Origin of the sequence: Endozoicomonas sp. OPT23 (assembly GCF_009653635.1) — a bacterium.
GTDB lineage: Bacteria > Pseudomonadota > Gammaproteobacteria > Pseudomonadales > Endozoicomonadaceae > Endozoicomonas_A.
The window spans coordinates 481070-495334 of record NZ_PPFD01000006.1 but is presented as its reverse complement, the minus strand read 5'-3'; the positions used below and the strand labels follow the sequence as shown (position 1 = coordinate 495334).

General features: G+C 48.2%; 13 protein-coding genes. 4 read left to right on the top strand and 9 right to left on the bottom strand.

Annotated elements, in window-relative coordinates:
* Window positions 1-31: 31 nt before the first annotated feature.
* Window positions 32-655 (bottom strand): CoA pyrophosphatase, encoded by a 624-nt coding sequence (locus EOPP23_RS16110; protein ID WP_153767010.1) that lies wholly within the window; start codon window positions 653-655, stop codon window positions 32-34.
* A 227-nt stretch (window positions 656-882) separates the two neighbouring features.
* On the opposite strand from EOPP23_RS16110, the gene EOPP23_RS16105 reads away from it, so the two are divergent.
* The gene (locus EOPP23_RS16105) at window positions 883-1440 is read left to right on the top strand and encodes an NUDIX hydrolase (protein ID WP_370514785.1); all 558 of its coding nucleotides are present in this window, start codon (window positions 883-885) and stop codon (window positions 1438-1440) included.
* Between the two features lie 42 nt (window positions 1441-1482).
* Here the strand turns inward: EOPP23_RS16105 and EOPP23_RS16100 are convergent, their stop codons facing one another.
* Both EOPP23_RS16100 and EOPP23_RS16095 read right to left on the bottom strand, forming a co-directional pair.
* Complete coding sequence (locus EOPP23_RS16100; RefSeq protein ID WP_153767008.1) at window positions 1483-1800, bottom strand: NGG1p interacting factor NIF3; 318 nt, start codon at window positions 1798-1800, stop codon at window positions 1483-1485.
* Window positions 1801-1846: 46 nt separating this feature from the next.
* A complete protein-coding gene (locus EOPP23_RS16095; RefSeq protein WP_153767007.1) occupies window positions 1847-3013 on the bottom strand; it encodes a 1-acyl-sn-glycerol-3-phosphate acyltransferase in 1167 nt (388 codons plus the stop codon).
* 289 nt (window positions 3014-3302) lie between these two features.
* Between EOPP23_RS16095 and EOPP23_RS16090 the strand changes: the two genes are divergently transcribed.
* From EOPP23_RS16090 to EOPP23_RS16080, 3 genes are all read left to right on the top strand, one after another.
* A complete protein-coding gene (locus EOPP23_RS16090; RefSeq protein WP_194842638.1) occupies window positions 3303-3884 on the top strand; it encodes a tetratricopeptide repeat protein in 582 nt (193 codons plus the stop codon).
* A gap of 32 nt (window positions 3885-3916) precedes the next feature.
* Window positions 3917-4156, top strand: coding sequence for a DUF2007 domain-containing protein (locus EOPP23_RS16085; RefSeq protein WP_153767005.1), 240 nt, complete (start codon window positions 3917-3919; stop codon window positions 4154-4156).
* Between the two features lie 83 nt (window positions 4157-4239).
* Window positions 4240-5919 carry a DUF885 family protein gene (locus EOPP23_RS16080; protein WP_194842637.1) on the top strand — a complete coding sequence of 560 codons (1680 nt, stop codon included), beginning with the start codon at window positions 4240-4242 and terminating at the stop codon, window positions 5917-5919.
* Here EOPP23_RS16080 and EOPP23_RS16075 read toward each other — a convergent pair.
* The 6 genes from EOPP23_RS16075 to EOPP23_RS16050 all read right to left on the bottom strand — a co-directional run bounded on the left by EOPP23_RS16075 (window position 5916) and on the right by EOPP23_RS16050 (window position 14062).
* Complete coding sequence (locus tag EOPP23_RS16075) at window positions 5916-6533, bottom strand: 3'-5' exonuclease (protein WP_153767003.1); 618 nt, start codon at window positions 6531-6533, stop codon at window positions 5916-5918. The genes EOPP23_RS16080 and EOPP23_RS16075 overlap by 4 nt on opposite strands.
* A gap of 11 nt (window positions 6534-6544) precedes the next feature.
* The gene (locus EOPP23_RS16070; RefSeq protein WP_153767002.1) at window positions 6545-8335 is read right to left on the bottom strand and encodes a DUF294 nucleotidyltransferase-like domain-containing protein; all 1791 of its coding nucleotides are present in this window, start codon (window positions 8333-8335) and stop codon (window positions 6545-6547) included.
* Window positions 8336-8437: 102 nt separating this feature from the next.
* Entirely contained in the window at window positions 8438-9214 is a 777-nt protein-coding gene (locus EOPP23_RS16065) for a siderophore-interacting protein (RefSeq protein ID WP_153767001.1), read from the bottom strand.
* Between the two features lie 223 nt (window positions 9215-9437).
* Entirely contained in the window at window positions 9438-10118 is a 681-nt protein-coding gene (locus EOPP23_RS16060; protein WP_255471718.1) for a 7-cyano-7-deazaguanine/7-aminomethyl-7-deazaguanine transporter, read from the bottom strand.
* Between the two features lie 254 nt (window positions 10119-10372).
* Window positions 10373-12943 carry a TRAP transporter permease gene (locus EOPP23_RS16055; protein WP_153766999.1) on the bottom strand — a complete coding sequence of 857 codons (2571 nt, stop codon included), beginning with the start codon at window positions 12941-12943 and terminating at the stop codon, window positions 10373-10375.
* 138 nt (window positions 12944-13081) lie between these two features.
* Window positions 13082-14062, bottom strand: a complete 981-nt coding sequence (locus EOPP23_RS16050; RefSeq protein ID WP_153766998.1) for a TAXI family TRAP transporter solute-binding subunit — start codon at window positions 14060-14062, stop codon at window positions 13082-13084.
* Between the last annotated feature and the right edge of the window lie 203 nt (window positions 14063-14265).

Below are 14265 nucleotides of genomic sequence, written 5' to 3'. Positions count from 1 at the left end.
AAGCTGTTTTTAGTTGAATAAAAACAGCTTCTCAGCTGGCATCAGGGAGGATACTGTGGCTTGGTCTGAAGTGCGGCGCATCCAGAGGGATATCGGTCCCCGTCGTAATGTTCAGAAACTCTACCAGCATAATCGCCGTTAATCCCCAGATCAGGTATTCACCAAACTGGTAGGACGGCATGGCATAATTCTGACTGGTCATACTCCATTGATCGAAACGCACGTTATCGATATCAGTTAGATAATCCAGTGGCACAGAAAAGATTCTGTCGAGCTCGTCAGGGTTTCCCTGCAGTTCGACATTACCCGGAACAGCGCCAATAAAGGGTGTTACCTTGATACCAAAACGAGACACTACTGGTCCCAATTCTCCAATGACATTAACAGAGCTGGGTGCCAGGCTGATCTCTTCTTTGGACTCTCGCAAAGCGGTATACATTAAATCCGGGTCAGTATCGTCTCGTTTTCCGCCAGGAAAGGCCACTTCGCCACTGTGCTTGTTCATATGTGAAGCGCGACGGGTGAAAATAACGTCGGTTACCTTGCCTTGAGGATTGGTTGCCAGTGGCAATAGGACAGCAGCTTCAGGCAGAGAAAGATCAATAACTCTGGGAGTGTGTTGTTGCAGCTTGTTCTCAATATCAGTTAGTTGCATAAAGTGCCGAGTTTTCTGGGTCAGTATGAGTATTGGTAACTGATCACAGGTGATCAATAAAACTGACTCAGATTTAATGTCAATTATTTTTTATCACTGTTATTTGATATTAACACAGAAAATTCAGTTGGTTAGTTCTGATTCGTAAAGAAATATTATCAGTTCTGGACAAGGGGGATTTCTACCCTTTAAGGTTGGAAGAGCAATTAAAGCGGGGTAAGAACAGGGTGAATTACTGCAGTGACTGTGGGGCAAAGGTGAGCAGGCGGACACCGGAAGGTGATAACCGGGTCAGGGATGTGTGTGACAGCTGTGGGATTATTCACTATCAAAACCCGCTGATTGTGGCAGGTACTCTACCTGTTTATAAAGATAAGGTTCTACTGTGCAAGCGAGCTATTGAGCCTCGAAAGGGTTACTGGACGTTGCCTGGTGGTTTTATGGAGCTGGGTGAAACCCTTGAGCAGGGGGCGCTCAGAGAAACCTGGGAAGAGGCAGGGGCAAGAGTTAATATCGAGTCGCTCTACACTCTGTTTAATATCGTTCATGTTGGGCAGTTGTCTGTTTTCTTTCTGGCCAAACTGCCTGAACCAGACTTCTTTGCAGGCGAAGAGTCATCAGAAGTAAGGTTGTTCAGTGAAGATGAAATTCCCTGGGATGAGTTAGCCTTTAATACCATTAGGAAAACACTGCGGCACTATTTTGTCGACCGTCAGTCGGGTAATTTTGAGCAGAAGATAGAAGATATTCAGGTGGTTCAACAAGTAAAAAAGGTGGCTCAGTAGTTGTATTAAGTTGTCGTTTATTGTCAGTATTCAAACAGTTTATTAGGGTAGGGCAGGATTGATGGGCCAGTATGAATAAGCAGGTTCTTCATAAGGGTGTGCTTGAATCATGGCGTCAATCGCTGCTCTGATCGAGGCTTTCTGACAGATCATTTCAACCCGAAACTCTTCGACCGCTTCAGTCGTACCTTGCTGGCCAATAAAAGGCTGGCTATCATCCAGTGGTCGAAATTGGTTCTGTCCGGAAACTTGCCAGCAGCATTGGTCATAATTACCATAGTGACCAGCCCCTGCTGCAAAAACAGCCTCTTTTACCGTCTCTATATGACTTGCAGGTACATAAAAAACGAGGCTGTACATAGTTCCTTTCCTGAATCTGCTGGTTTGTTCTCTCCAGAGAAAATTTTCAGCGAATACTGAGTCGGTTAATCACCGGGTAAGCGTACATCATAATCAGGTGCTGGTGGTATTCAGCAGGACACTCTGACAGACGTTGATCAAATGCGGCCTGGGCTTCAGCCATCTTTTCATCAGGTGCCAGAGTGCTGAACAGTTCGTCTGTTTCTATTTCCGGCAACCCCTGCAGTCGGCCTCGATCCATTCGGGAGAATGCTGCCAGGTTAATACCGGTTAAACGATATTCCTGATAAATCTGACGATCCACTTCGGCAACAACCTCGTTGGCATTGGCGTACTCATCAGTCAGTGGCTGACCAAAAGCAACATGAATATGACCTTTGCTGCCTTCGATACCGGCAACGATACTCTTCAGGTCTTCGCCCTGTTCCTTTTGATAGCTGCCCAGCTGTTCCGTTTCATACAGCTCTCTGGCTTTAGCCTGATCGCAGGGGTCAAGCTCGTAAGAGATGGAAACAGGCACGATATTCATGGAGCAGATGCTGTCGGCAAACGTGGTGCTGGAATCCTTTCGACTCATATGGAACATTTTGATGATGGCCGAGTCTGTACGGTCATTGCCGTCTTTTGCCCGACCTTCACTCTGGGCAATCCAGATCGGATGTCCGGTATCAATAGAGTCATGGATATAGGCGGACAACTCCTGAAAGGCTCTCAGTTTTTCTCTTCTCCCTGCAACAGAACGCTTAACGATAAAGCTTTTGTTCAGACGCATAATGTCACTGACAAATGGCTTCTGCAGCAGATTGTCGCCAATGGCAATTCGTACTGTCGTACGTTTTGCGCGATGCAGCGCCAGATTGACTAATGCCGGGTCCATCGCGATATCACGGTGGTTGGAGAGAAAAGTGTAGGCTTTTGACGGATCCAGATTTTCCAGACCAGAGAAGCTGATAGCGCTTGCAGTCGACTCAATAACACCGGTGAGGTAAGGCTCAACGATGTGCTGGAAATCTTCGATATCGTTCACGCCTTTGGTTTTGTTTTTCAGTCCAAGGCGGATGAGCCAGCGGGCAACTCCGGGCAGAGAGTCATTCAGACGCGGGAGCTGGTGCTGGCTGAGCACACTGATCAAATCCTGGTCCTGAAGTAAGCGGTTCAGTACAGGACGAACTTCCTGATCATTGTAGGGCCTGATATCGTCAAAGCGTTCCATTCGGGGTAATTAGCCACTCAGTAAAGCGAAAAATGCATTATATCGACGGTGATTTGATTGTTCTGTTGCAAGGTTGTGGCACTTTGTAACCAGCTATTATTCTTCGAAGGTTTGGCAACGGCAAAAGTATACCGCTTTCGGCGGTGGTTTACCTGTGATTTTCCCCGCGCCTCGGGATTCTGTTTTGCGTTTGATGGGAGTAGACTAAGCGACCAATATTTGACTGGGGGCGGAAGGCGTCATGCTGCGTTGTTCACCCCTGAAATCCGCTATTTTTCAGAGGTATGAAATGGGATTCCAAGGGAAGGTAAGCAAGCGTTTATTGCAGGGTGTCCTGGCAACTGTTTTGGTGACGACGTCTATTGCAGGGCAGGCGGGTGAGTTTAACGACTTGCTGAAAAAAGCATCAGGCGGTGATGTTGAATCATCGCTGATGGCAGGCAAGCAAATGCTTACGGGCAAGCTCGATCAGGTCGTTCCTGATCAAATGGTAGACCTTCTGGAACCATTGGCGCAGAAAGGTAATGCTGAAGCTCAACTGCTGCTGGCCAAGGCTTACAGATCAGGTCTGGCGGGTGTTGGCAAAGATAAGAAAAAGAGTTTCAAGCTGCTGGAAGATGCCGCGGGTAAGAAAGGTAAGCTGCCTGAGGCTCAATATGAACTGGGCAAGTCCTACTACATGGGGTCAGGTACTGACAGAAATCTGATTGCTGCCTACATGTGGACAACGGTAAGTCTGGCGGGTGCCAATGACAATTTTGCTCAGCAGGCTATGGAACAGAAGAAGAACCTGGCTGCACAGTTGAATCCTGAGCAATTGAAGAAGGCTAATGAACTGGCTTTGCAAATTAAAGATCTATACCTGCATTGATTTGAGTGAAATGAGTTTCAGGAGTTGATGTCATGATCAGGATATATAATCCGGATAACCTCATGGAGGCTCAGTGCCTGAAAGATATGCTGGAGTCTCACAGTATTAACTGCCATGTCGGTGGCAGCTATCTGGCAGGTGCTATTGGAGAGTTGCCTGCCAATGGCCTGTTAGGCCTCTACGTTGAAGATATTGATGCTGGTACAGCCCGTAAATTGATTGATGACTATCTTGAGGCTGCTCCGGTTGATGAAGCGGTTGATCATGATTAACCACCACTACTGACTCTTTCTTTACTGCCCCGAATGCTGGTATGTCTATTCTAAGTAGATATTCATTATTCGGGGTCATTTCAATGCATGCCGACTTTTCCAAACTTTGTGATGATTATTGGCAGCACTTGTTGGACACAGATCCGGCCATAGGTCGTTCAGTGGGTGATGGCCGGCTGACCCATTTGCTGTGCAAAGAAAGTCTCAGTGACTTTCAGTCGTGCTATGAAGCAGCTCAGAGTTTTAAAAAAAGGCTGCTGACAATACCTCCGTCAGAATTGACCGAAAACGAATCCAGAAGCTATCACCTGCTGCAACGGGAACTGAGTAATACCGTTCAAGAGTTTGAGTTTGAACGACACCTTCGCCATGAGTTCTTTCCCTTTACGCCTGATTTTCGTGCAGTACTTTATCTCAATGATACCTCTCTGCTCAGTCGTCAGGATGTTGAGGACTATCTTCAAAGGTTGAGATCCATTCCTGCACTGTTTCAGGATATTGAGCAGCGGGTTTTAGAAGGTTGTAACAAGGACTACAGGATTCCTGCGATACATCTGCAGCCGGTTATTAACTCACCACTGGAGCAAAGTCGTCAGCCTGTCAGAAAGAGTGGTTTCTTTAAACCGCTGGTGGGTAGTATGGCCAGCAGGTACTCAGATCTGGTAGAAAAAGCAGAGCTGATTATTAGCGAAGAAATATACTCGGCATTGGCGAATTGGAGTCAGTTTGTTGAAAAACAACTGGGACAATATACAACAGGAAAAAACAGTCTTTCAGAGTCAGATCCAGACTACTATCGCTATCTGGTTGAGAAAGAAACTCTCTGCTTACACAGTGCAGAAGAGATTCATCAGATAGGTTTACAGGAAGTGGCTCACATTCAAACAGAGATGGAGTGTGTCGCAAGAAAGGCCGGTTTTACCCAGGGTGCTGATGAACTCAAAGAGCATCTTGCTGGTAATGCCGATTATCTGTCCGAATCTGCACAGGCTCTGAATGACACAGTTTCGATTTTATCGAAAAAGATCGACGGTATGATTCCGGAGTATTTCAATCTGATTCCCCGTATCAGCTATGGCATAAAGAGTATTGATTCGGAAACTTCAGCCTCCATGCCTCCGGCTTTTGCCCAGCCAAACCCAGCCAATAATTCGCGGGCAGGTGTTCACTGGCTGACTTCATTACCGGATAAGTGTCCATCCTATATGCATACACCACTGGCACTTCATGAAGCCTGGCCCGGTCATTTGATGCATATTGCCATTCTACAGGAGCTTGAAGGCATTCCCGAGTTTCAGCTCTATCGCCCTCTGGAATATAACGCTTATATCGAAGGCTGGGCTTTGTATTGTGAGCGGCTGGGGCACGATATGGGGTTATATGATGAGCCTATTGACCATTTCGGACAGCTGCAGATGGAAATGTGGCGAGCAACACGGCTGGTGGTGGATACCGGTATTCATTTCTACGGCTGGAGTCGTGAGCGGGCCAATAAGTATATGCAAACCTATCTTTCTCTTTCCGAAGCAACCATTGCTGCAGAGGTAGATCGTTATATTGGCATGCCTGCTCAGGCTCTGTCGTACAAAATGGGTGATATATGTATTCAACAGTTAAGAGAAAAGAGTGAAACAGATTTGGGAGAACGTTTTTGTTTGCGAGAGTTTCATCGTCAGTTGATGATTTGTGGGCCGGTGACTCTGAACCTGCTGGATCAACATATCACTAACTGGGTAGAGAGTGTTAAGGCCGAAAAAGGTTAAGAAAGTTTCAGCCAGGCCAGGGCTACTGTAAGGGCATCACCCTTGGCGGTATGTCGGTCAAGGAGTGGAATATCCAACTCTTCGCAGATCTTTTCCAGTCGCATATCTGTGACACCTTCAGGCTGTTGATGCAGTTTTTTCCAGTAATAGCGATGCGACAGCTCTTTAATCTGATTGGGTAGTTGAAAGCCAAAGTACTGCTGACAGAAACGACTGATGATCACCTGGTCAAACTTGATGTTATAACCAACCATGGGGCGACCGCCCATAAAATGCAAAAGCTGGCGGAGCGCTTCTTCCGGCTCTAGAGCATTTTCAAGATCTTTTTCTCTGATCTGGTGAATAGGCACTGAATCAGGGTTCAGTTCACCGGATGGCTTGACCCTGAGCACCAGTGATTCACCCGGGAAAACCTTTTCTCCACGAATTGGCATGGCGGCAATTTCCAGAATCTCGGCGGATTGCGGGTTAATGCTGCTGGTTTCCAGATCAAGGCTGATCAATTCGTCTACTGGAGGTTTAACAAAAACATCGGCAAAATCACGGTGACGTTTTTGAATGCGATAGGTCAGCCATCGTGAGCGTAATTGTGATGGAAGTAAGTGCTCAATCATTCTGCTACTCCCTATCCATCAATGTGAAAGTGATGGCGAAGATGCTGCCGGAACTTCTTTGCGGTGTGCAAGCAATGTCGGAGCATATCCCGTCGGCGATAATCCAGCGCACTCAGATCCAGTTCGTTGCCATTGCAGACACCGGCAATCTGTTGCTCCAGTCGCAGACGGTTCAATACCAGAAATGCTTCTTCCAGTTTTGACACTCTTTCCAGGTCAATCTTGTTTCGTGCCTTTAGCGTCTCCAGTCGTTCAGTTGTGGACAGTGCTCTCACTCTCTGTTCAAGCGCCAATGTACGAATACCGTGAACCAGTGGAAAAATGCCGGCTTTCTTAATATCCATTTTCTGGTCTTTACCTTCTTTCAACCGACCGAAGAAGGTCAGCTGAGAATCAAACTGCAGGGCAGGGGAGACAAAAGCGGCAAGAAAGGCTTCACGCCCTCCAAGCTTCTGTGCCAGTTCAATTTCAAAAGCCCGCAGCAATCCTTTTCGACCAGCCACAGCTCGAGCATCGACCATCATGGCCATTTCCATCATGTTTTCCGGTGTCGTTCTGTCGATCCAGCGAGCAGCGCGTTGTTTCCATTCGGAAAGAGTCAGCACCCAATGCGGGTTGGATACCATGACATTGCCATCGCAGGGTGGCCAGCCACACTGAATCAACAGTTGGGTAAAGCCGTTAAGTAGCTCCTGTGGTGGCTTGTCGAAACCGTCGGCAATAATCAGGGCGTTATCCTGATCTGTTTTCAACACCTGTTCTCCCCGACCTTCACTGCCTAACGACATCAGGCAGATGTTTTCCTGAATGCTTTTCGGAAAATGCAATTCGAATAACCGGGCCAGCAATTGATCGTTAAGTGTGGAAACCAGATTCATTACCGAGCCTGTTCGAACACCGTTAGCAAACAGGCTTCTGGCCTGACTTTCGATTTCCGGTGACAGTTCAACCAGTTCATTGATACTGGTGGCTCGGGCGATTCTTACCGCCAGCAGGTGAGAGTGACTGGAAGCCAAGGCGAGGATACGGTTGAGGTCAAGCAGACCAATCAGTTTATCGTCTTCCATCACCACAAGACGTTCTATCTTTTTGCTGGTCATTTTTAGCAACGCATCGAACAGATACTCGCCCGTGTTGATAGTGATCAGAGGGAAAATAGCGATGTCTGATGTCGCAGTTGTCAAAGGTAGCTGCTGAATGGCAATAGCATTTAACAGGTCGGTACGGGTAACCATTCCGTAACCGGCTTCCAGTTCAACCAGTACTGCATCAAGGTGCTCGTTATCAAGAATCAGGGCGGCTTCGCTGAAGCTTTGTTCCGGCTTGAGTATCTTGGCTGAACGACAATGACTTTCTTCAATGCGTCTTAGTAAAAAATCCGCCATGCCAGGGCGGTCGTTACTGCTAATCTGTTCGTATTTTTCACTCAGGTCGGCATTAAGTGCGGCGAGGAAATCAGGATTCTGGTCACAGGTATCTCGAAACAGTTGTGCGGGGATTTCCTGAATCAGAGCTTCTTCAAGGCAGATATATTCGTGCTTGGCCTGATTGTTAAGAAGGGCGCGAACATCAAACAGGTCATCTTCAGCGTAGTGAGCGTAGATTTTTTTGATGTCTTTGGCGTCCCGCTCTTCGATGACACCTTTCTGAACCACCATCAGGGATTCGGGATCACTGCCAGCTCTAATCAGTTTCTCACCGGGTTTATACCAAGTCAGGCTGGCAGCTTTTATAAGCCGCTGTTGCTGATCGTCGGTTAACTGATCGAAAGGTGCTTGCTCAAACCGTCCCTGAAAATCCATTGCTTGCCCGCTGGTGTTATGCCCTGTAGCAAATTTTACAGGGAAAACACCATGACGAATGTCTAGACCAAAGTATCATTGATTTTAGTTTTCGGTGTTTGCTTAGATTTCGGTCAACTGTCGTTTTTTCTCAAGCTTATGTTGTTCGTCGTTTAGGCCTTTCTGCCAGTAGCTGCTGATATATCGAGCTGGACGGGGCTTGGGCATGGTCTGGTTCAGGTGATTACGTAGCTCAAGCACAGCCTTCAACTCACCCGCAGCCCATATGTAGGGAGTGCCAGGGAGCCATTCAAGTTGGGTCAGAGTGTCTTTGATTTGTTCAGGGTTACAGCCTGACTCAGAGTTAATCACCCAGTGGATATCAATACCGTCAGGAATCTGTTGTTCCGAAATTTCCAGTGCACGCTGGTCATCCTTGTCGGGCACTTCCAGCACGATGTAGCCCTTGGCACTCTCAGGCATTAACTGCAGGTTGGCACGAATGGCGGGCAGTGCGGTCATATCACCGGCAATAAAAAACCAGTCCGCATCAAGGTCAACCAGCTTGGTATCACCCGGTCCGGCAATAAGGGCGGGGTCGCCTGCCTTGGCCTTGGCGAGCCAGCGACCAGCAGGTCCCTGCTTTTCAGGCTGATGTTTATTGTGTACTACGATGTCGATGGTCAGCTCTTTACGTTTCTGGCTGGAGTCGACAACGGTCATACTGCGCATTATAGGCTTGGGGCTGCCGGGTACTTCAAAAACCATCTTCACATAAGCTGATGCCTGATTTTCCGGAAAGTCTGACAATGACTCACCAGTAAAAATCAGCCTTTTCATGTTGGTTGTCAGTTGTTCTATGGACTGGACGGTAACTGCTCTTGGAGCGGGTTTTGCCATGGGTACTCCGTAGTCTCCCGGTTAGCCGGTCACTATTGAATAAGTTTTGATGAGAATGATTATCATATATTTGGTCGGGCGAATTGCAAGAGGATTTATACTATCTAGGCGGCTGGAAAGGTAATAAAGAAGGTAAAAAAAACGGTAAAAGGGGGAGGGCTGATAGCTTTCAGCCCTTTTAAAACAGGAGTTATGTAGTAGCTGTCTAGAAACTATTTAGAAGCTATGCGGCTTGAGCGGTCACAGTCTCAGCTTTCAGCTTACCCATAACATAATTCAGTAACACGCCATACATAGGCAGGAACAGCAGCATGCTGATGGCCAGCTTATAACCATAGTCAGCTAGAGCAATTTCCATCCAGTGCTCAGCCATAAACGGATCTGCAGAACCGGCAAAGGCCAGGCCGAAGAAGCTCAGAGTATCAATGGCATTACCAAACAGGGTGGAGCAAGCTGGAGCTACCCACCAGATAGCATTCTGACGCAGTTTATTGAATACGGTGATGTCCATCAGCTGACCAATAAGGTAAGCCGCAAAACTCGCCATAGCGATACGGGCAACGAACAGATTGAATTCTGCCAGTGAACCCAGACCAGTAAACTGACCATCAACAAACAAAACCGAAACGACATAAGAGATCAGAAGTGCCGGGAACATGGCCATAAAGATAATCTTTCGTGCCTGTTCTGATCCATAAATACGGACAGTCAAATCCGTCGCCAGAAAGATAAACGGAAAAGTAAAGGCGCCCCAGGTGGTATGAAATCCAAACAGTTCAAAGGGGATCTGTACCAGATAATTACTGGCGGTAATGGTGGCAATATGAAACAGGGAAAGAATCAGAAGAAGATTCAGAGACTGCTTTTGTAGAGGGGCTTGTGAAACGTTAGGTGAAGCGTTCAATAAAGAGTTCTGTGCAGACACAGTCATTCCTTTTTAGATAGAGGTAAGGGAACTCAGGCATTGGTGCAGCTATGATGAGCTGATTCAACGCTGTCAGGATTATAGGCCAGAACATACGTTCTAACAAAGCGGCGGTATTTTAACGGGAAAGGTAATTATTAAAAGCTGTTTTTTTTGAAGGATAAATCAAAGCGGTTGCATGGTGGGTTTCCTGCCAGCTCTTGAGCTGACAGGAAGGTTACGCGTCGATTAAATCAGGCAGTAGCCAGAGCCAACTGATTCTTGCGTCTTCTCTGATTAAAGAATACGCCAGCCAGAAGTAGCAGTGCCGGTATCCAGACCCATTCACGGTGAGGACGGTCGGCAGTCACTTCCAGACGGTTAATCTGCCAGTCAAAATCGATACCGGCCTTTTCCGCAGGGCTGCTAAAACCAACCATATCAACGACCAGCTTGCCGTCGTTTTCAATGACATCCAGTCCCATGGCACTCAATCGAGCAGATCCTTCAGACAGTTCGCCGGCATTCAGAATGGCCAGTTTGCTGACCTGGTTGCCATCCAGATTCTCGCCAGATACCCAGAGTCTGGCTTCACCATCAACCGGCAGTTTTTCGACTGCCTGAACAATGGCTGTACCTTCGTAGGTTTCATACGGGTCGTATACCTTGTCCCAGAAGAAGCCAGGGCGGAACAGGGCAAAAGCAACAACCAGCAGCAGGGCACTTTCATACCAGCGGCTCTTGGTGATCCAGTGTCCTTGAGTAGCGGTAGCAAAGACCAGCATGGCGATAATGGCACTGATGACAACCAGTGTCAGTTCCAGTGGACTGTGAACGCCTATCAGTAGCAGCTCGGTATTGAAGATAAACATAAACGGCAGCACCGCTGTACGAATATCATAGGTAAAGCCCTGAATACCGGTCTTAATCGGATCCGACTGAGCGATGGCTGCCGCTGCAAAAGCGGCCAGACCCACCGGAGGTGTGTCATCTGCTAATATCCCGAAGTAGAACACAAACAGGTGTACAGCAATCAGCGGTACGATCAAACCGGACTGAGCACCCAGCGTGACAATAACCGGAGCCATCAGTGTGGACACTACGATATAATTGGCCGTAGTTGGCAGACCCATACCAAGAATCAAACAGATTAAAGCGGTAAAAATCAGCATGATGATGATATTACCGCCAGACACCCACTCAACAAACTCGGTCATAACCAGACCAATACCTGTCAGAGTAACTGCGCCAACAACGATACCGGCAGTACCCGTAGCGATACCAATGCCGATCATATTACGGGCACCGGTGATCAGACCATCAAACAGATCATCAATACCTTCTTTTAAATTGATGTTGTCATGTTTGCGAAACCAGCTGATCACAGGTTTATGAGTAAGAGTGATAGCGATCATGATCACGGTGGAGTAAAACGCTGACAGCCCCGGTGAGAAACGTTCAACGGTCAGGCACCAGAGCAGTACCACCAGTGGCAGCAGGAAGTAGAGGCCGCGTTTCAGAGTCGGGCCTGGCTCAGGAGAGTGAGTCAGCGTCTCTTCAGAATCTTCCGGCAAATCCGGTTGGTTAGCAGCAACTTTCAGCAGGCCAATGTAGCTGGCAATCAGTACCGCGCCGATAATCCAGAGAGCAGCATCACCCATATAGGCTTTGGTCCAGCCGATGCCGTAATAAACGACAGCGCCAAGAACGCACATCAGGGTAAAGGAGCCAGTAAACGACAGAAGGCTCTGTAGTTTGGTGCGCGCTACACGACGTGGCAGGCCTTCCATGCCGGATTTAACCGCTTCCAGATGCACAATATAGAAGAGTGCAATGTAGGAAATCAGCGCAGGCAGCAGGGCGGCACGAATCACTTCAAGGTAGGAAATGCCGACATACTCCACCATCAGGAAAGCAGCAGCCCCCATGATAGGTGGTGTCAGCTGGCCATTAGTAGACGCAGCCACTTCAATCGCACCGGCTTTATAAGCAGGAAAGCCAACACGCTTCATCAGCGGAATGGTAAAAGTACCAGTGGTTACCACGTTAGCAATGGAGGAACCGGAAACAACACCACTCAGGCCAGAAGAAACGACCGCTGCTTTTGCGGGTCCGCCCTTCAAATGACCCAGCAGTGAGAAGGCAACCTGAATAAAATAGTTGCCGGCACCGGCACGTTCCAGCATGGCACCGAAGAGTACAAACAGGAAGACAAAGTTGGTGGAGACGCCAATGGCAACACCGAATACGCCTTCGGTAGTAATCCAGAAGTGCGAAAGTGCCTTGTTCAGGCTGGCGCCTTTATGGGCAATAACGTCGGGCATATAAGGGCCGGCAAAGGCATAGGTCAGAAAAACCAGTGCCACAATCATCAATGGTGGACCTAATGCACGACGGGTTGCTTCCAGCAGCAAAAGCATGCCTGCGCCTGCGGTGATCAGGTCAGCCGTTGTCGGGGCTCCCATACGTCCGGCAATTTCATCGCTGAACATGTAAAGGTAAGAGGCACTGGCAGCACCGCCGGCGGCGAGTACCCAGTCGAGCAGAGGTATCCGGTCTCTTGGTGACAGTTTACGAGCCGGGAATACCAGAAATGTTAAAAACAGCGCAAAAGCCAGGTGAATAGACCTTGCCTGTGTGTCGTTGAAAATACCGAAGTTAAATGTAAACGGCAGTGGTGATGCATACCACAGTTGAAACAGTGACCAGCAAAGTGTCACGGAGATCAGAATACGGCCGGCAAGTCCTACAGGGTTGCGAGCGCCCTGGTCAGAGGACTGAACAATGTCCTGAGCCTCCTGGAGTTTAGAAGAGGTTGCTTCCATAGTGCTTCCTGTTGAAATGAATAGAAAAGATGCGGGGGAGTAACCAGTAGAGTGTCACAAACCAGTCAGTAGACTGGCTGTGATACCTTCATGCTTGTGGCGATGAGGTACCCCGCATCGCCTTGGGCAGGATCGTGCTTACTTAGCCAGAAGGCCGGCTTCGAGGTAGTACTTCTTGGCGCCTTCGTGCAGAGGAGCAGACAGACCGTCAGCAATCATCTCTTCTTTCTTCAGGGTGCCGAACGCAGGGTGCAGCTTCTTGAAGGTGTTCAGATTTTCAAATACAGACTTGGTGATTTCGTACACAGCTTTGTCGCTGATCTCGGAAGAGGATACGAAAGTAGCCGCAACACCGAAGGTGGTGGTATCAGCCTTGTTACCTGTGTACATGCCACCAGGAATGGTAGCGGAGCGGTAGTAAGGCGTGTCGTTAATCAGCTTCTCAACAATCGGGCCGGTTACGTTAACCAGAGTGGTGTCACAGGAAGAAGTTGCTTCTTTCAGGGAGCCGCTTGGGTGGCCGGCAGTGAATACGAAGGCATCAATCTTGTTGTCACACAGAGCTTTTGCTTGTTCAGCGGACTTCAGTTCGGAAGTCAGGGAGAAAGACTTCTTGTCCCAGCCGTAAGCAGCCATCAGGTCTTCCATAGTGCCACGCTGACCGGAACCAGGGTTACCGATGTTGACGCGCTTGCCTTTCAGGTCAGCAAAGTTTTTGATGCCGGAATCTTTACGAGCCAGAACAGTGAAGGCTTCAGGGTGCACAGAGAATACTGCGCGCAGGTTTTTGTTAGCGCCCTGATTTTCAAACTTGCTGGTGCCGTTTACAGCGTGGAACTGCCAGTCAGACTGAACAATACCCATGTCCAGCTCACCGCCACGGATGGTGTTCAGGTTGTAAACAGAACCACCGGTGCTTTCTACAGAGCAACGGATGCCGTGTTCTTTACGGGATTTGTTCACCAGCTTACAGATAGCGCCGCCAGTAGGGTAATAAACACCGGTAACACCACCGGTACCAATGGTTACGAATTGCTGTGTAGCCGCGCCAGCGGTAGATGCAGCAACAGCCAGGCTTGCGCCGGCAATAGTCATACCCAGTTTTTTAAAAACCGACATTTAATGTCCCCTTTATGGTTAATTGCTCTGCCAGTTCAGCTCCTCTGCGACTCCATGCCCGGGTTCTGCTGGCTATTTTGATTGCTCTCTGTACAACTCGGAGCTTAGGTATCAGTCCTGATATATGACAATGGTCATATACTGGATGGTTTTGATGTGTAAACCACTAATTCCTTTTAATTATTACAGTATTTATACAGTGG